15 protein-coding genes are annotated in these 17274 nt (G+C 74.6%); 8 read left to right on the plus strand and 7 right to left on the minus strand.

Going from position 1 to position 17274, the window contains the following annotated elements; translation table 11 throughout:
* Positions 1-2: 2 nt before the first annotated feature.
* The 5 genes from CFP66_RS08495 to CFP66_RS08515 are packed head-to-tail and all read left to right on the plus strand — an operon-like array spanning position 3 to position 4238.
* Positions 3-794 (plus strand): LamB/YcsF family protein, encoded by a 792-nt coding sequence (locus CFP66_RS08495; protein ID WP_369804986.1) that lies wholly within the window; start codon positions 3-5, stop codon positions 792-794.
* Positions 791-1396, plus strand: a complete 606-nt coding sequence (locus CFP66_RS08500) for an allophanate hydrolase subunit 1 (protein ID WP_094921974.1) — start codon at positions 791-793, stop codon at positions 1394-1396. Before CFP66_RS08495 ends, CFP66_RS08500 begins: the two co-directional genes overlap by 4 nt.
* Positions 1393-2274 (plus strand): biotin-dependent carboxyltransferase family protein, encoded by an 882-nt coding sequence (locus CFP66_RS08505; RefSeq protein WP_094921976.1) that lies wholly within the window; start codon positions 1393-1395, stop codon positions 2272-2274. Before CFP66_RS08500 ends, CFP66_RS08505 begins: the two co-directional genes overlap by 4 nt.
* Complete coding sequence (locus tag CFP66_RS08510) at positions 2271-3053, plus strand: putative hydro-lyase (protein WP_198961320.1); 783 nt, start codon at positions 2271-2273, stop codon at positions 3051-3053. Before CFP66_RS08505 ends, CFP66_RS08510 begins: the two co-directional genes overlap by 4 nt.
* Before the next feature lie 36 nt (positions 3054-3089).
* On the plus strand, positions 3090-4238 hold the full coding sequence (locus CFP66_RS08515) for an epoxide hydrolase family protein (RefSeq protein ID WP_094921980.1): 1149 nt from the start codon (positions 3090-3092) through the stop codon (positions 4236-4238).
* Positions 4239-4250: 12 nt separating this feature from the next.
* Here CFP66_RS08515 and CFP66_RS08520 read toward each other — a convergent pair whose 3' ends face one another.
* From CFP66_RS08520 to CFP66_RS08540, 5 genes are all read right to left on the minus strand, one after another.
* On the minus strand, positions 4251-5150 hold the full coding sequence (locus tag CFP66_RS08520) for a DMT family transporter (RefSeq protein ID WP_094921982.1): 900 nt from the start codon (positions 5148-5150) through the stop codon (positions 4251-4253).
* Positions 5151-5231: 81 nt separating this feature from the next.
* Positions 5232-6752, minus strand: coding sequence for an adenylate/guanylate cyclase domain-containing protein (locus CFP66_RS08525; RefSeq protein ID WP_094921984.1), 1521 nt, complete (start codon positions 6750-6752; stop codon positions 5232-5234).
* Positions 6753-6844: 92 nt separating this feature from the next.
* Entirely contained in the window at positions 6845-7690 is an 846-nt protein-coding gene (locus CFP66_RS08530; RefSeq protein WP_094921985.1) for a MaoC family dehydratase, read from the minus strand.
* Positions 7690-9015: a 3-oxoacyl-ACP reductase gene (locus tag CFP66_RS08535; RefSeq protein ID WP_094921987.1), complete on the minus strand. Its 1326-nt coding sequence runs from the start codon at positions 9013-9015 to the stop codon at positions 7690-7692. Before CFP66_RS08535 ends, CFP66_RS08530 begins: the two co-directional genes overlap by 1 nt.
* Entirely contained in the window at positions 9015-10298 is a 1284-nt protein-coding gene (locus CFP66_RS08540; RefSeq protein ID WP_094921989.1) for an acetyl-CoA C-acetyltransferase, read from the minus strand. Before CFP66_RS08540 ends, CFP66_RS08535 begins: the two co-directional genes overlap by 1 nt.
* A gap of 56 nt (positions 10299-10354) precedes the next feature.
* Between CFP66_RS08540 and CFP66_RS08545 the strand changes: the two genes are divergently transcribed.
* Complete coding sequence (locus tag CFP66_RS08545; protein ID WP_094921990.1) at positions 10355-10996, plus strand: TetR family transcriptional regulator; 642 nt, start codon at positions 10355-10357, stop codon at positions 10994-10996.
* Complete coding sequence (locus tag CFP66_RS08550) at positions 10993-12942, plus strand: acyl-CoA dehydrogenase (RefSeq protein WP_094921992.1); 1950 nt, start codon at positions 10993-10995, stop codon at positions 12940-12942. The genes CFP66_RS08545 and CFP66_RS08550 overlap by 4 nt, the downstream gene beginning before the upstream one ends.
* 8 nt (positions 12943-12950) lie before the next feature.
* On the opposite strand, the gene CFP66_RS08555 is transcribed toward CFP66_RS08550, so the two are convergent.
* Both CFP66_RS08555 and CFP66_RS08560 read right to left on the minus strand, forming a co-directional pair.
* Complete coding sequence (locus tag CFP66_RS08555; protein WP_233159241.1) at positions 12951-16088, minus strand: ATP-binding protein; 3138 nt, start codon at positions 16086-16088, stop codon at positions 12951-12953.
* A gap of 26 nt (positions 16089-16114) precedes the next feature.
* On the minus strand, positions 16115-16717 hold the full coding sequence (locus CFP66_RS08560; protein ID WP_094921995.1) for a hypothetical protein: 603 nt from the start codon (positions 16715-16717) through the stop codon (positions 16115-16117).
* 134 nt (positions 16718-16851) lie between these two features.
* On the opposite strand from CFP66_RS08560, the gene CFP66_RS08565 reads away from it, so the two are divergent.
* Complete coding sequence (locus tag CFP66_RS08565; RefSeq protein WP_094921997.1) at positions 16852-17253, plus strand: VOC family protein; 402 nt, start codon at positions 16852-16854, stop codon at positions 17251-17253.
* The last annotated feature ends 21 nt before the right edge of the window (positions 17254-17274 follow it).

Genomic DNA, 17274 nt, shown 5'->3' on the forward strand with positions numbered 1-17274 from the left:
CCATGGACGCGAACAGGATGGACGCGAACAGGATCGACCTCAACTCCGACGTCGGCGAGTCCTTCGGCCGGTGGGAGCTCGGCGACGACGCGGCGATGCTGGCACTGGTCACCTCCGCCAACGTGGCGTGCGGCTTCCACGCGGGCGATCCCACGACGTTGCGCACGACCTGCACCCTGGCCGCGCAACGAGGGGTCGCGGTCGGGGCGCAGGTCGGCTACCGCGACCTCGCCGGCTTCGGCCGCCGCTTCCTCGACGTGGCGCCGCAGGAGCTCGCCGACGACGTCCTCTACCAGATCGGGGCGCTCGACGGCATGTGCCGAGCGGCCGGCGCCCGCGTGCGGTACGTCAAACCGCACGGCGCGCTCTACAACGCGATCGTGCACCACGAGGCGCAGGCCCGGGCCGTGGTCGCCGCCGTGCGGGCCTACGACCCGACGCTGCCCGTGCTCGGGCTCCCGGGCTCGGAGTTCCTCGACGCCGCCGCGGCGGCCGGGCTGCGCGTCGTCCGCGAGTTCTTCGTCGACCGGGGCTACACACCGGAGGCCACGCTCGTACCGCGGTCGCAGCCCGGGGCCCTGCTGCACGACCCGGACGAGGTCACCGCACGCGTCCTGCGGATGGTCACCGACGGGGTCGTCACCGCGGTCGACGGCAACGACGTGCGCGTGTCCGCGGAGTCGGCGTGCGTGCACGGCGACTCACCGGGCGCGGTCGAGATGGCCACCGCGGTGCGCGCCGGGCTGGAGGCCGCCGGCGTCGCGCTGCGCGCGTTCGTGGAGGAACCGGGTTGAGGTTGCTCCCCTGCGGGGACACCGGGCTGCTCATCGAGGTCGACGGGCTGCCCGAGGTCCTCGCGCTGGCCGACGCCGTGCGCGCCGCGCCGCCGTCCGGTGTCCTGGACGTCGTCACGGCCGCCCGCACCGTGCTGCTGTGCGTGGAACCGGGCACCGACCTCGCCGCCGTGCGGCGCGCCGTGCTGGACCTGGACGTCGAGCCGGGCGCGGCGCCGCCCGACGGGGAGCGGGTGGAGATCGAGGTCGTGTACGACGGGCCCGACCTCGCCGAGGTCGGTGAGCTCACCGGGTTGGGAGCCGAAGGCGTGGTCGCGGCGCACACGGGCACGCCGTGGCGGGTCGCGTTCGGCGGGTTCGCCCCGGGGTTCGCCTACCTGGTGGGCGGCGACGCCCGGCTCGAGGTCGCCCGCCGCACGGAACCGCGGACGTCGGTGCCGGCCGGTTCGGTCGGGCTCGCGGGGGAGTTCAGCGGCATCTACCCGCGCGCGTCCCCCGGCGGCTGGCAGCTGATCGGCCACACCCGGGCGGAGCTGTGGAACCCGGACCGCGGCGCGCTCCTGCAACCGGGCTGCACGGTCGTGTTCCGGGAGACGCGGTGAGCGCGCGCGCGATCGAGGTGCTCGCCACCGGGGCGCTCGCCCTCGTCCAGGACCTCGGGCGGCCGGGGCTCGCCGCCACCGGGGTCGGGCGGTCGGGGGCGGCCGACCGCGCCGCGCTGCGGCTGGCCAACCGGCTCGTGGCCAACGCCGAGGGCGCGGCCGGCATCGAGGTCGTGTTCGGCGGCCTGATCGTGCGGGCCCGCGGTCCGCTCACCGTGGCGCTCTCCGGCGCCCCGGCGCCCGCCGACGTCGACGGCACTCCCGTCGGGCACCACGCGGTGGTCCGCCTCCGCGCGGGCCAGGTGCTGCGGCTCGGGACGCCACCGACCGGCCTGCGCACCTACCTCGCGGTGCGCGGCGGCATCGCCGTGGCGCCGGTGCTCGGGTCGCGCAGCACCGACGTCCTGTCCGGGCTCGGGCCCGAGAAGCTCGCCCCGGGAGCGGTGCTGCCGGTGGGGCCGGAGCCGGACGCGGTGCCGCTCATCGACGTCGCCCCGGTGGCGGTCCCGCCCGCGGGGGAGGTCGCGCTCCGGGCCGTTCCCGGTCCGCGTGCGGACTTCCTCGCCGACCCCACCGCCCCGGCCCGCACGACGTGGACCGCGTCCAGCCGCAGCGACCGGGTCGGCATGCGCCTGGAGGGCGGCGCCCTCGACCGGGCCGGCCCCGGAGAGCTGCCCAGCGAAGGCATCGTCCGCGGCGCCCTCCAGGTGCCGCCGGGCGGCGAGCCGGTGCTGTTCCTCGCCGACCACCCGGTGACCGGCGGCTACCCCGTGGTCGCCGTCGTGCTGGACGCCGACGTCGACCGCGCCGCCCAGGTGCGGCCCGGGCAGCGGGTGCGGTTCGTCCTCGTCGCCCCCGTCTGGAAGGACTGCCCGTGAACGGTTCCGAGCTCCCCTCCGCTGCCCGCGCCCGGTTCCGCGCCGGGCTCGTCACCCCGACCGCGGGCTGGTGCGACGGCTACACCCAGGCCAACCTCATCACCGTGCCGCGCGACCTGGCCTGGGACTTCCTGCTCTTCGCCCAGCGCAACCCGCAGCCCTGCCCGGTGCTCGACGTCCTGGAGGCGGGCGCCGTCGCCGGACCGCTGCTCGCCGGCGACATCCGCACCGACATCCCGCGCTACCGCGTCTACGTCGACGGGGAGCTGGTCGAGGAGCCCACCGACGTCCAGGGCTGGTGGCGCGCGGACCTCGTCAGCTTCCTGATCGGCTGCAGCTTCACGTTCGAGCGCGCCCTCGGCATCGCCGGGGTGCCGGTGCGGCACGTCGAGCAGGGCGTCAACGTGCCGATGTACCGGACGTCGCGACGCTGCCGGCCCGCGGGCTCCGTCCGTGGCCCGCTGGTCGTGTCGATGCGCCCGGTGCCGGCGGCCCTCGTCGAGACGGCGGTGCGGGTCACCGCCGCCTACCCGGCGGTGCACGGTGCGCCCGTGCACGTCGGCGACCCCCGCGAGCTCGGCATCCGCGACCTCCACACCCCCGACTACGGCGACCCGGTGGCGTTCGAGCCGGGTGACGTGCCGGTGTTCTGGGGGTGCGGGGTGACGCCGCAGGCCGCGGTCGTCGAGTCACGACCGCCGCTGGCGATCGCGCACGCGCCTGGCCACATGCTCATCACCGACGCCGAGGACGAGGACTACCGCGTCACCCATGTGTGACAGGAGCTGACCTACTCCGGTCCTACCGTCACCGGCATGAACGAGGAGATCCACCCCTTCCGCATCGCTGTCCCCCAGGCCGACCTGGACGACCTGCTCGACCGCCTCGCCCGCACCCGCTGGCCCCGGCAGCTGCCCGGCGGGTGGAGCCGCGGGGTGCCGGTCGCGCAGCTGCGCGAGCTGGCCGAGCACTGGCGCAACGGGTTCGACTGGCGGGCGCGGGAGGCGGAGCTCAACGCGTTCCCGCAGTTCCGGACGGAGATCGACGGTCAGCAGATCCACTTCCTGCACGTCCGGTCGCCGGAGCCCGGGGCCCTTCCGCTCGTGCTCACGCACAGCTGGCCGAACTCGTTCGCCGAGCTCCTCGACCTCGTCGGGCCGCTCGCCGACCCGCGCGCGTACGGAGGCGATCCCGACCGCGCGTTCCACGTGGTGATCCCCTCGCTGCCCGGGTTCGCCTACTCGACGTTCCCCGAGCCAGCCGACGAGCGCCCGTGGACCGCTGCGCGCGTCGCCCGCACCTGGGCTCAGCTGATGTCCCGGCTCGGCTACGAGCGGTACGGGGCGCACGGCAACGACGCGGGCGCGCTGGTGTCGCCGCAGCTGGCGCTCGTGGACACCGCGCACGTCGTCGGGGTGCACCTCACCGGTGGGCTCGGCATACCCACCGGCGACCCGGCCGAGCTGGAGGGGATGACGGCGCAGGACCGCGCCGGGCTGGAGCGGCTGGCGTCGCTGTTCAGCGGCGGCAGCGGGTACGCGCCCTACCTCGCGGCCCGGCCCCAGACGCTCGCCTACGGCTGGCTCGACTCCCCGGTCGCCCAGCTCGCCTTCGTGCTGGAGCGGCTCGCCGAGTTCGACGGCTGGCCCGAGGGCGCCGCCGAGCTCCTGCCGCGCCTGGACCGCGACCGGCTGCTCACCACGGTGTCGCTGTACTGGTTCACCGGCACCGGCGGCACGTCGTCGTGGACGTACTACGACGGCGCCGCCGGCATGCCGGTCGACCAGGCGCTCGTACCCACGGGCGTGTCCCACGGCGGCCCCGATGCCTTTCGCCGGATCGCGTCACGGGCCAACGACGTCGTGCACTGGTCGGGCCACGACGCCGCGAGCCACATGGTGGCGATGGTCGATGCGGACACGCTCGTGGCCGACATCCGGGAGTTCTTCGGGAAGCTCCGGTAGGAGCCGTGGCGGTCAGCGGCGGCGGGAGAGCGCCACACCCGCCAGGCAGACCGCCCCGCCCACGATCGCGAGCAGCGCCGGCAGCTCACCCAGCAGCACGGCCGACATGAGGATCGTGATCGGCGGCACGATGTAGGTGCTCACGCCGAGGCGCCCGGCATCCATCCGGGCGAGCGCGTAGGCCCAGGTGCTGAACGCGAGCGCCGTGGGCACGGCGCCGAGGTAGACGAGACCGGCCGTGGCCGCGGCCGGGGCGGAGGCCAGCTCCATGACCAGACCCGGGGTGAACGGCAGGCAGACGACGGCGCCGATCGTGCAGGCGAGCCACGTGACCTGCAGCGCGGGCAGCCGGCGCAGCACCGGCTTCTGCGCCAGCACCCCGATCGCGTAGGTGACGGCCGCGACGAGGCACAGCACCACACCGAGCAGGTCGGACTCCTCGGCACGGGAGGTGGCGGCGCCCACGAGCACCGCGCCGCCGAACGCGACCAGCGCGCCGATCACCAGCCACCGGGGGAAGCCCTCACCGAGCCACAGCCCGGCGAACAGCGCGATCAGGATCGGGCCGACGTTCACCAGCATCGCCGTGGTGCCGGCGTCGACGCTCTGCTCCGCCGCGTTCAGGGCGAGGTTGTACACGGTGAACCACGAGAGCCCGCAGAGCGCGACCAGCGCCCACTCCCGCCGCGTGGGCCACACCCAGCGGCGGGTGACGAGCAGCCCGGCGCCGAGCGCGACGGACCCGACGAGCAGCCGGCCCAGCGTCAGCGGGCCCGGCTCGTAGGCCTGCCCGACCGCGCGGATGGCCACGAACGCCGACGCCCAGGCGAACACGGTGACCGTGACGGCCGCGAACGCGCCCCAGCGGTAGCGGGAGGTCGGGACGGCGGCCCGGGTGGCCGGAGAGCTCATGACACCGACGCTAGCTCCGGACCCCGACGCGGAACGCGCGGATTACGGACATGCAGCCGCAAGATCCCGCCGTTCTCGGTGTCAGCAAAGCCGTGTCAGCTGCACCGGCGTGGCCAGCCTCGTGAGGGCCGGGCGGCCGCGCAGCTGCGTCGGGTCGCCCAGCTGCCACCGGGCGGCCTCCTCGGGAGCCGCCATCCCGACGGCGTCCGCCGCGGCCAGCACCCGGCCCGGCACCGACTTCGCGAGGTCGGTGAGGCGCGCCGCCTCGTTCACCGGGTCGCCGATCACCGTGTACTCGTAGCGCCGCACGTCGCCGACGTTGCCCGCGACGGCGTCGCCGGCTGAGATCCCGATCCCCGCGGTGACGTCCGACAGCTCCGATGTGAGCCGCGCCGCCAGCACGCGTCCGGCGGCGAGGGCGCACCCGGCCGGGTCCTCCCCGGCCACGGGCGCGCCGAAGACGGCGAGCGCGGCGTCGCCCTCGAACTTGTTGATCCAGCCGTCGTGTTCCTCGACGACCTCGACCACCACCGCGAAGAAGCGGTTGAGCAGCTCGACGACCTCCGCGGGCGGTCGCCGCGCGGTCAGCGCCGTCGACCCGACGAGGTCCACGAACAGGACGCCGACGCAGCGGACCTCGCCACCGAGCCGGACCTCCTGCGCCGCCGCGGCGGCCCGCGCGACGTCCCGGCCGACCTGCCGGCCGAACAGGTCGTGGATGCGCTCCCGCTCGCGCAGGCCGGCGACCATCGTGTTGAGGCCGGACTGCAGCTGGCCGAGCTCGGTGCCGTCGTAGACGGTGACACCCGCGTCGAGCTCACCCTTCTCGACGCGACGCATCGCGATGCGCACCGCGTTGACCGGGTCGGCCACCGCGCGGGCCGCGCCCACGTTCACCAGCAGCCCGGCGCCGAGCGCGACGCCCCCGATGGCCAGCACGATCACGGCGAGGCGGGTGGCCGGCACGTCGCCGTACACGAGCGCCGAGACGGCCGTCAGCATCAGGCCGACCACCGGCACGGCGGTGCCGAGCGCCCAGAACAGCAGCGAGCGCACGACGATCCCCGGCAGGCCCCGCCGCGGCTTCGGCGGGCGCGCGGCCAGCACGCGAGCGGCCGTGCGGCGCAGGATGCGCTCGCTGAGCAGGTAGGCCAGCGCGCACGTGGTGATGCCCCCGAGCAGGATCGTCTCGCCGACCGAGATCGCCAGCCGCACCGAGTAGGGCAGGTTGAGCAGGACGAAGACCGCGACCGCGAGCGCCCACAGCACCGCCTGCACGGTGACTAGCCGCAGCGGGCCGAAGAGCACCATCCGCCGCTCCCGGCGCTGCTCGGCGTCCGCCTCGCCGCGGCGCAGGCGGAACCGGCGGCCGCCCCAGAACAGCCCGATGGGCAACGCCACCACCAGGTAGCACCCGAACGCGATCATGTTCAGCACGCGGACCCGGCCGGGGTCGACGAGCGGGCCCTCCGGGAGCACCCACGCAGCGAGCGCGAACACCACCGCGGCACCGACGACGTTCGCGAGCACGACGACGACCGACAGCGCGATCCGGGCGGGCCAGTCGATGACCCATCGCCGAACCCGCCTGGACCGCGCCATGACCGGCGATCTTAGGCCGCCCACCACCCGCACCTTGGAGCCTTACTGCCGAAATCAGCCCTCGAGAACAGCCAGGTTGGCTCCAAGGTGGGTCAGGGTGGGGTGAGTGCGCCTTTCAGGTGCGAGCCCTTCTTGCCGCTGACCTCCACTGCCCAGCCTTCGGCGGACCGGTGGGTGCGCAGGTCCACCGTCGAGGGGAGCAGCAGTGGCCTGCCGAACGCCACGTCGACGGTGAACGCCTCGGGCAGGCGGCCCTGCAGCGCGGCGAGCGCTCGGGCGGCGGTCCACATGCCGTGCGCGATCGCCCGCGGGAAGCCGAACGCCTTCGCCGTCCACCTGTGCAGGTGGATCGGGTTGACGTCGCCGCTCACGTGCGCGTACCGGCGGCCGGTGGCGGCGTCGACGTGCCACGTGGCGGCCGGCGCTCCGCCCTCGACCCCGGACGGCTCGGGCGCCTCGGCCGGGCCCTCGGGCGCCGTGGCGTCGCGGGCGAGGTAGGTGCTGCGGGCGTCCCACACCATCGACCCGCCGGCCTGGACCTGCGCGACGAGGTCGACCTGGGCGCCCTTCGGATGCGCCCGCAGCCCTTCGGCGTGCACAGCCACACCGAGCGGCTCGGCGGCGTCGATCGGGCGGTGTGTGGTGATCACGTTCCGGATGTGCACGAGCCCCGGCAGCGGCAGCGGGAACGACCGCTGCGCCATCAGCGCCACCTGCAGCGGGAACGCCAGCACGTGCGGGTAGGTCACCGGGAGCGCGTCGGCCACCGGGAAGCCGCACACCCGCGCGTACTCCGCGAGGCGGTCCCGGTCGACGGTGACGTCCTCGCGGGCGAGCTCGGTGTCGGGCAGCGTCGTCCCGCGGGACCCGACGGCGCCGAGCGCGGCCTTCGCGTACAGCGGACCGAGGCGCGGCGCCGCGTCCAGGATCGTCGGCATCAGGCCCCCAACATGTTCTGGCCGTCGACCCGCACGACCTGCCCGGTGACCCCGCCCGACGCGGCCTGGCCGAGCCAGCCGACCGCCTCGGCGACGTCCACGGGCAACCCGCCCTGGCGCAGGCTGCTGACCCGCCGGCCCGCCTCGCGGGTGCCGAGCGGCATCTTCGCCGTCATCGCGGTCTCGATGAAGCCCGGCGCGATCGCGTTGATCGTGGCCCCCCGCTCGGCGAGCCGCGGGGCGAGCGCGCGGACCATCCCGATCACGCCCGCCTTGCTCGCCGCGTAGTTCGTCTGGCCCCGGTTGCCCGCGATGCCGCTCATCGACGAGATGCTGACGATCCGCGCGCTGTCGCCGAGCAGGCCGGCTTCGGCCGACAGGGCCTGGTTGATCGCGAGCTGGGAGCGCAGGTTCACCGCGAGCACGGCGTTCCAGCGTTCCGCGTCCATGTTCGCGAGCAGCTTGTCGCGGGTGATGCCGGCGTTGTGCACCACCATCTCGACGCGCCCGTAGCGCTCCCGCAGGTGCGCGAGCAGCCGGGCGGGCGCGTCGGGAGCGGTGATGTCGAGCTGCAGCGCGGTGCCGCCGGTACGGTTCGCGACCCGGGCCAGCGCGTCGCCCGCCGCCGGGACGTCGACGGCGACCACCGTGGCGCCGTCGCGTGCCACGGTGTCGGCGATGGCTTCACCGATACCGCGCGCGGCGCCGGTGACCACGGCGACGCGCCCGGCGAGCGGACGCGCCGGATCTCCCGGCTCGACGGCGCCGACCGGCGCACCGATCCGCACGACCTGCCCGGACACGAACGCCGAACGGGTGGACAGGAAGAACCCCAGCGTCGAGGCGAGCGCGTCCGGGCCGGCGTCGGGCGCCACCACGAGCAGGTTGGCCGTGGCGCCGGCTCGCACCTCCTTGCCCGCCGACCGGACCAGCCCCTCGAACGCCTGCGCGACCGCCGCCGCCTCCGCGTCCTGCGCGTCGGCGACCGGACCGAGCAGCAGCAGCCGCCCGGACGGGGCGAGCCGCCGCACCGCGGGGGTGAGGAACTGCTGGGCCGCGGCGAGGTCGTCGAGGGTGCGCGCGCCGGTGGCGTCCAGCACCGCGGCGGCGACCTTCCCCTCCTCGCCCGCCTCCGTGATGCCGGCGCCGGCGAGCAGCGCGCGGACGCCGTCGGCGTGCCCGCCCTTCCCGACCGCTCCCACGAGCGCGGGGCCCTCGAGCAACGGCTGCCCGGGCGCGTACCGGCGCAGCACCGGGATGCGCGGCACCCCGAGCCGCTGGACGATCTTGTTCTGCGAGAGGTCCCGCAACGCGTCGTTGCTCATCACGCTGCCTCCAGGATCGCCACGACGCCCTGGCCGCCCGCCGCGCAGATGCTGATCAGGCCGCGGCCGGACCCCTTCTCGTGCAGGAGCTTCGCCAGCGTGGCGACGATCCGGCCGCCGGTGGCCGCGAACGGGTGCCCGGTGGCCAGCGAGGAGCCCGCGACGTTCAGCTTCGCGCGGTCGATCGCCCCCAGCGGGGTGTCGCGGCCGAGCCGCTCCTTCGCGAACGCCGGGTCCTCCCACGCCGTGAGCGTGGCGAGCACGGTGGAGGCGAAGGCCTCGTGGATCTCGTAGAAGTCGAAGTCCTGCAACGTCAGGCCGTTGCGTTCCAGCAACCGCGGCACCGCGTACACCGGTGCGGTGAGCAGCCCGTCATCCCCGTGCACGAAGTCGACGGCCGCGGTCTCGGCGTCCACGACGTGGGCGAGCACCGGCAGGCGGTGTTCCGCGGCCCACTCGTCGGAGCCGAGCAGCACGGCGGAGGCCCCGTCGGTGAGCGGCGTCGAGTTCCCCGCCGTCATGGTGGCGCCCTCGCCCTTCCCGAAGACGGGCTCGAGCTTGGCGAGCTTCTCGACGGAGCTGTCGGCTCGCAGGTTCTGGTCGCGGGTGAGGCCGAGGTAGGGCGTGACCAGGTCGTCGAAGAAGCCGCGGTCGTATGCGGCGGCGAGGTTGCGGTGGCTCGCGACGGTGAGCGCGTCCTGCTCCTCACGTCCGACCTGCCACTGGAGTGCGGTGCGCGCCGCGTGCTCGCCCATCGACAGCCCCGTGCGCGGCTCGGCGTTGCGCGGGATCTCGGGCACGATCTGGCCGGGCCGCAACCCGCGCAGCGCCACGAGCCGCGCTCCCAGCGTCTTCGCGCCGTTCAGCGCCATCAGCACGCGCCGCAGGTCGTCGTTGAGGGCGACGGGCGCGTCGCTCGCGGTGTCGACCCCGGCGGCGATACCGCTCTCCAGCTGCCCGAGCGCGATCTTGTTCGCGACGAGCACCGCCGTCTCCAGACCGGTGCCGCACGCCTGCTGGACGTCGTAGGCCGGCGTGTAGGGCGAGAGCGAGCTGCCGAGCACCGCCTCACGGGTGAGGTCGCGGTCGCGGCTGTGCTTGAGCACCGCGCCGCCGGCCACCTCGCCGATCCGCTCGCCCGCCAGCCCGAAGCGGGCGGCGAGCCCATCGAGCGTGGCGGTGAGCATGTCCTGGTTGGAGGCGCGGGCGTAGGCGCCGTTCGCGCGGGCGAACGGGATGCGGTTGCCGCCGATGACAGCGGCCTTCCTCCGGGTCTCCGGCATGTCGGTCTCCTACCCATCAGTAGCCGGTACTCAACGTACCCGGTACCGTGAGTGCCGTGAAGGCGGCACGGGATCGGCGCGCCAGCCGGTGGGACGACCACCGGCGCACCCGTCGTGCCGAACTGACCGACGCCGCCGTCGCCGCCATCCGCCGCCACGGGGCAGGCGTCGGGATGGACGACGTCGCCGCCGCCGCCGGCACCAGCAAGACCGTGGTCTACCGCCACTTCGCCGATCGCACCGCGCTCTACCTCGCCGTCTGCGAGCGGGTGGCGCAGGTGCTGCTCGGCCAGGTACGCGCCGCGATGGACGGGGCCGCGGGACCGCGTGCCGGAGCCGCCGCGGCCATCGCCGCGTACCTGCGGCTGATCGAGCACGACCCGGAGGTGTACCGCTTCGTGGCGCATCGGCCGCTCGTCGAGCGGGCACCCGGTGCCGACCCGCTCGCCGACCTCGTCTCGCTGATCGGCGACCAGGTCGCGGACGTGATCGCCGAGCACCTCGCGCGCGTGGGCGCCGATCCCGAACCCGCAGTGGCGTGGGGCCACGGCGTGGTCGGGATGGTCCGCGCGGCGGCCGACAACTGGATCGCCCGCCCCACGGGCACGACCAAGGACGAACTGGCCGATCACCTCACCGCGCTCGCGTGGACCGGACTGTCCGGGGTGGTCGGCCGCACCGAGGAGGAGACGCCATGACCGTCGACCCGCGCACGCTGCAGAGCGTCCTCGACGGGCGCTGGGCGGACGTCCGGCACGACGTCCGCACCCAGATGGGCACGCTGTCGGTGCACCCGGACCCGGACCTGAGCACCGCGGACTACCGGGCCCTCACCACCGAGAACCTGCACCGGCTGGCCGAGAGCGGCCGTCCGCGGCAGGGCTTCGACCCGGCGTACGGGGGCGGTGGCGACGTCGGCGGCGTCGTCACCGCGTTCGCGATGCTCGGCTACGGCGACCTGTCGCTGCTGGTCAAGGCCGGGGTGCAGTGGGGCCTGTTCGGCGGTGCGGTGCAGGTGCTGGGCACTTCCCGTCATCACGACGAGTACCTCGAGCGGATCGTCGACGGCGAGCTGCTCGGCTGCTTCGCCATGACCGAGACCGGCCACGGCTCCGATGTGCAGCACCTGCGCACCACGGCCACCTACGATCCGGCCACCCGCGAGTTCGTGGTCCACACACCGGACGCGGGCGCGCGCAAGGACTACATCGGCAACGCCGCCCGCGACGGCCGGATGGCCGTGGTCTTCGCGCAGCTGGTGACGGGTGGGGAGACCCACGGCGTGCACGCCCTCCTCGTCCCGATCCGGGACGACGCCGGCGACGCGATGCCGGGCGTCACGATCGGGGACTGCGGGGTGAAGGCGGGCCTCAACGGCGTCGACAACGGCCGGCTGACCTTCGACCACGTGCGTGTGCCGCGGGAGGCCCTGCTCAACCGGTTCGCGGACGTCGCCGAGGACGGCACCTACACCAGCTCGATCGAGAACGAGACGCGCCGGTTCTTCACCATGCTCGGCACGCTCGTCCGCGGCCGGATCAGCGTGGCCGGCGGCGCGGCCTCGGCCACCGAGAAGGCGCTCGCGCTGGCCATCCGCTACGGCGCCACGCGCCGGCAGTTCGCCGACCCGGCCACCGGCGAGGAGGTCGTGGTCCTGGACTACCTCGTGCACCAGCGCAAGCTGCTGCCCGCGCTCGCCACCGCGTACGCGCTGCACTTCGCGCAGAGCGACCTCGTCTCCGACATGCACGACCTGCAGAACCCGGGTGCCGAGGTCGACGAGCGGCGCCAGCGCGACCTGGAGACCCGCGCGGCCGGGATCAAGGCGGTCGGCACCTGGCACGCCACCGCCACGATCCAGACCTGCCGGGAGGCGTGCGGCGGGGCCGGCTACCTCGCCGACAACCTGCTGCCGCAGCTCAAGGCCGACACCGACGTGTTCACCACGTTCGAGGGCGACAACACCGTGCTGCTGCAGCTGGTCGCGAAGACCCTGCTGTCGGACTACGGACGCCGCGTCGGGAAGCTCGACCTCACCGGGAAGGCCCGGTTCGCCGCCGACCTCGTGGCCGGTGCCGTGGCCGAGCGCACCGGCGTGCGCGCACTCGTGCGGCGCGGGGACCTGCGCGACCGCACCTACCAGCGGTGGCTGCTGGCCGAACGCGAGCAGCACCTGCTCGCCAACGCGGCGCAGCGGATGCGCAAGGCGCTCGCGCCGGGTGCCGACCAGTTCGGCATCTTCAACGGGGCGCAGGACCACCTGCTCGCCGCGGCCCGCGCCCACGTCGACCGGCTCGTCTTCGACTCGTTCGCCGCCACGGTCGACCGCGTGCAGGACGCGCAGGTGCGCGCGCTGCTCGCCGACGTGCTCGCGCTGCACGCGCTCACGGTGATCGAGGGCGACCGCGCGTTCTTCACCGAGCACGCCTACCTCACGACGGGCCGGGCCAAGGCCGTCACGCAGGCCGTCAACGCGCTCTGCGGGCGGCTGCGTCCGCACGCCCGCACGCTGGTCGACGCGTTCGGCATCCCGGAGCCGTGGCTCGCCTGCCCGCTGCTGGACGGCGAGCGCGACGCCGGTGCCGCGGGCAGCGACCCGTCGCCGGCCCAGGAGGAGCCGACCGACCTGGCGTCGGTGGGCTGACCCCGGCCTCAGGAGGCTGCGCGGCGGATCACCTCTTCCGCCGAGGGTGGGCTCGGAGGGTGGAAGCTGAGGCACATCGGCGTGGCGACCTGCTCGAACGCGAGGCCCTCACCGGCCACGTAGAACCGGCCGGCCCCCAGCCTCGAGATGTCGTCCACCCGGCCGCCCTTCGCCCGGGCCAGCTCGGTGGCGGTGTTGATCTGGGCGACCGAGTTGAGGAAGCCGAAGAACTGCGTGGCGGCGTTGCCGGGGATCCGGTTGTGCAGGCCCTTCGGCGCCTGCGTCGCGAAGACCAGCCCCAGCCCGTACTTCCGGGCCTGGGAGGCCAGCGAGAGGGTGCTCTGCGTGCAGGCGGTGAGCGCGCCGGACGGCGCGAACGTCTGCGCCTCGTCCATCACGAAGAGCCCGCCGAGCGGACGGTCCCCGGCCGGGTTCGCCTTGACCCACGAGAACAGCGCCATCTGCAGCTGGTTCACGAAGCTCTGCCGCTGGTCGTCGGCCGGCAGCCCGACGAAGCTGATCACCGAGATGCGGGCCTGCTTCCCCGGGGGCGGCGTGAGCAGCACCGACGGGTCGACGGTCTGCCCGGCGCCGCCGAACAGCGGATCGTTGATCGTGGCTGCCTGCAACTCCTCGGCCATCTCCCCGGCCAGCTTCCGCCCGTTCCGCAGCCCGCTGGTGCCGTCGGGCAGGTCGGCCAGGAACTCCACGAACGCGCCGAGCGACGAGCCGCCGGAACGGGCGAACGCCTCCAGCGCCTCCCGCAGGACAGCCTGACCCTGGCCGAGCTTGCGCGCCGTGAGCTGCGCGCGGGGCGCCAGGCTCGCGACGGCCGAGCTGACCGCCAGCCGGAACTCGTCCTCGTCGTCGAGCACGGACCCGAAGTCGGGCAGCGGCTGGAACGCCAGGGGCCGCCCCTTCGACCGGCCCGGCGTCCAGATCGCCACGTCCGTCTCCGCCAGGTACGCCTCGGCCCGCGCCGCATCGCCCTCGTACCAGCCTTCGGGCGGCGCGGGCCACGCGTCCCCGAGCCGCGCCAGGTCGTTGTTGGGGTCCAGCACGATCGCGGACACGCCCTGCAGGGCGCACTCCTCGACGATCCTGCGCAGCAGCACGGTCTTCCCCGACCCGGAACCGGCGAACACGACCGTGTGCTTGCGCAGCCCTTCCAGCGGCACGAGGACGTCCTGCCCGGTCGCGGTTGAACGCCCCACCGGCACGCTCGGCACCCGCGGTCGGGGGAACGGGCTCGGCCGCCGCGCGGGCTCCGGCCGCGGGGCCTGCGCCACGGACGCCGCCGGCCGGCGGTCCTCGTCGGGCGCGGCCCCGGGTGCCGGGATCGCCAGGTCGCCCAGCGTGCGGCGGAACAGCTCGGTGGTACCGGCCGGCTTCCGCGCGGCGAGCCACTCGAGCAGCCCGGGCAGCGGCGGACGCTGCATGACCTCGAGCGCCGCGAGCGTGCGCACGTCGTCCTCGCCGACGGCCACGGTGCGCCCGCCGAGGTCGTGGACGTCCGCGACCGCCGCCGCCGTCTTCGGGCCCGAGGGCCAGGCGAGGTTGCGGATCAGCACCAGCCGGCGCCGGTCCGCGCCGGCGCGCAGGCCCGCCTCGGTCACGGCCGTGGCGAGCCGGCTCTGCACCGCCCGGTGGTGGCCGTGCGCGATCGCGCGGAAGGCGACGTGCACCTCGTCCTCGGTGCGCTCGTCGACCGTGCGGCGCAGCCGGGCGTGCAGCGCCGGCTTCTTGCCGCGCACCTGGTCGACGGCCAGCACCTGCCCGCCCTCGCCGAGCTCCGCGACGTAGGCCTTGAGCCCGGCGGCGAGCAGCGCAGGCATCCGCTGGTCCTCGGTGTCCGGGTCGAGCGGGGCCGCGACGTCCGCCTCCGCCCGCAGCTGCGCGAAGCGCTCGTCGAGGCGCCGCAGCGCGTCAGCGTCGGGCCCCGTGCTCCCGCCCCCGGTGCCCACCGGCTCGGCGAAGTCGGCGAGCTCACGCAGCTCTCCGGCGTCCAGGCAGCGGCGGACGTGCGCATCCACCTGCTGCAGCAGCTTGCGCGGGGTGAAGGTGCGGACCGCGGGACCGTCGAACGCCTCCGGCAGCACCGGCCACGACGGGTACGGCGGCGTGAAGCCCGCCTCGCCGTAGAGGCCGCCGAGGTGCTGCTCGACGATCGCGCGCGCCACGTCGGCGTCGGGCAGCGCGCCCTGCAGCAACGCCGGGTGGAAGCGGTCGGCGGCGGAGATCGCCGCCCGGGTCGCGATCATCTCCCAGGTCTCGGGCAGGCAGGCGACGACCGTGAGGGTGCGGCGTGCGGCGTCGCGCAGCTCCATCAGCCCGTCCGCGATCCGGCCCACGGCGTCGGCCTGCCGGCGTGCGGTGGCCGCGTCGACCGGCCCCGGCCCGGAGCGCAGGTTCAGCATCCCGTCGATCTGGTCCACCGCCACGACGGTGGGGCCCGTGAGCCCCAGCAGCCGGGAGATGTCGCGCAGCACCACCTGCTTCGGGCGGGCGCCGGGCCGGAAGCCCCACTCCGCCCGCGCCGCGTCCTCCACGTCACCGTCGAGGTTCAGGTAGTTGTAGCCGATCTCCTGCACCTCGGGCTCCGCCGCCCGGAACAGCACGAGCGCCCGCAGCGTGTTCTGGCAGTCGGCCCACACCTGCCGGTCGACGAGCCGCAACCCGGCCAGCAGGTCGTCCAGGTCCTTCCGGAACACCGGGATCATCCCGGCGATGCGGCTCTGCTGCTCCGCGAGCAGGCCCGCCCGTACCGCGAGCCGGCGCAGCAGCGGACCCAGCTGGTCGACCTGCCCGCCGTCGAAACCGTCCACGATCCCGCGGACGGCGCTGGACCAGAAGTCCTCGGAGTCGAACAGCTTGACCAGGAAGAAGTAGCCGTCCTGGTCCTGCACCTGCTGGCGCACCCAACGCAGCATGTGGGTCTTGCCCACGCCGCGCTCGCCCTGCAACGCGACGCCGATCGGGCTGCTCCCGCTGCTCCGGCGCGCCGCCTGCACGTCGCGCAACAGGGCCGACGCCACGCGCGTGTGCAGGCCCTCGACGTGGTTGCGGACCGGGCTCCAGATGTCGTCGGGCGTGAGCGCCGAGTTGAACTGGACGGCCTCGAGCGCGGCCTGTTCGTCGGGGCTCACCGGCCTCCGCTGCGTTCCGACGGACGTCATCCCGCCTCGACCATCAGCAGGTGCCGGTCGTCGCCACCGAACCGCACGGCGGCGGCGTGGTCGGCCTCGGTGAGCGCCTTCTGGTCCGACGCCGCCCGCACGTGCACGCCGGGGGTGGCTGCGAGCCGTTCCAGCTCGGCGTCCACGGCCGCGCGGGGCACGTCGGGGAGCTCCTCGCGCAACGCGGCGATGCCCACCCAGTGGCCGGGCTCGCCCAGCCGGCGGTAGGCGGCGCGCACCTGCATCTCCACGTCCGGACGGAACGCGTCCGACAGCTGCAGACCGGTGCGGGCCAGGTACCGGTCGAGCCCGGCCAGCAGCGCGTACAGGGCGCCGCCGCCGTAGCCGGCCCGCTCCGGACGGGACGCACCGAGTTCCGCGCGGCACCAGGCCCAGCCGTCGTCGGTCAGCTCGTGGGTGAAGCTCCGCCCGGTCCTGCGCGAGGCCACCAGCTTCTGCTCGTTCAGCCGGCGTCGCGGCCGGCCGTCGAGGGGGAAACCGGCGACGGCGCGCAGCTCGGCGTTCGTCAGCTCCCGCGCTTCGGCCATGAGCGCCAGCAGGGCCGCCCGCTCGCGCAGGGTCAGCTGATCATGGGGCACGGTCGTCCTCCGGTGTCGGGTCCACCCGGGCATCGTCGGTGGAGCCCCGGACGTCACAAACCCGTGCTCGGAGCACCGATGAGTTCCGGGCGCGGCGTTGGTCCACCACTCGAACCGACCAGAGGGAGGGCCCCATGGCCAGCCAGATCTTCGTGAACCTGCCCGTCGCCGACCAGGCGCGCACGAAGGCGTTCTTCAGCGCCCTCGGCTTCACCTTCAACGAGGCGTTCAGCGACGAGAACGCCCTCAACCTCGTGCTCGGCGACTCGCTGTTCGCGATGCTGCTGTCTCCGGAGCGCTTCGCGGACTTCACCGTCAAGCCGACCTCCGACGGCGCCAGCACGGAGGCGATCATCGCCCTCGGCGTGGACAGCCGCGAGGACGTCGACCGCATCGCCGATGCCGCGCTCGCCAACGGCGGCGCCAAGGCGAAGGACCCGCAGGACATGGGCTTCATGTACGGCCGCTCGTTCCTCGACCCCGACGGCCACCACTGGGAGATCATGTGGATGGACCCGAAGGGCTTCGAAGGCTGAGCCCTGCCGCGGGCGCGCGGT

It is taken from the genome of Pseudonocardia sp. MH-G8, from assembly GCF_002262885.1.
In the GTDB taxonomy this organism is placed as follows: Bacteria; Actinomycetota; Actinomycetes; order Mycobacteriales; family Pseudonocardiaceae; genus Pseudonocardia.

Excerpts from the sequence above, each read along its gene's own strand:
- CFP66_RS08495 (WP_369804986.1), top strand. The coding sequence starts at position 3 with ATGGACGCGAACAGGATGGACGCGAACAGGATCGACCTCAACTCCGAC.
- CFP66_RS08515 (WP_094921980.1), top strand. The coding sequence starts at position 3,090 with ATGAACGAGGAGATCCACCCCTTCCGCATCGCTGTCCCCCAGGCCGAC.
- CFP66_RS08520 (WP_094921982.1), bottom strand. The coding sequence starts at position 5,150 with ATGAGCTCTCCGGCCACCCGGGCCGCCGTCCCGACCTCCCGCTACCGC.
- CFP66_RS08525 (WP_094921984.1), bottom strand. The coding sequence starts at position 6,752 with ATGGCGCGGTCCAGGCGGGTTCGGCGATGGGTCATCGACTGGCCCGCC.
- CFP66_RS08530 (WP_094921985.1), bottom strand. The coding sequence starts at position 7,690 with ATGCCGACGATCCTGGACGCGGCGCCGCGCCTCGGTCCGCTGTACGCG.
- CFP66_RS08535 (WP_094921987.1), bottom strand. The coding sequence starts at position 9,015 with ATGAGCAACGACGCGTTGCGGGACCTCTCGCAGAACAAGATCGTCCAG.
- CFP66_RS08540 (WP_094921989.1), bottom strand. The coding sequence starts at position 10,298 with ATGCCGGAGACCCGGAGGAAGGCCGCTGTCATCGGCGGCAACCGCATC.
- CFP66_RS08550 (WP_094921992.1), top strand. The coding sequence starts at position 10,993 with ATGACCGTCGACCCGCGCACGCTGCAGAGCGTCCTCGACGGGCGCTGG.
- CFP66_RS08565 (WP_094921997.1), top strand. The coding sequence starts at position 16,852 with ATGGCCAGCCAGATCTTCGTGAACCTGCCCGTCGCCGACCAGGCGCGC.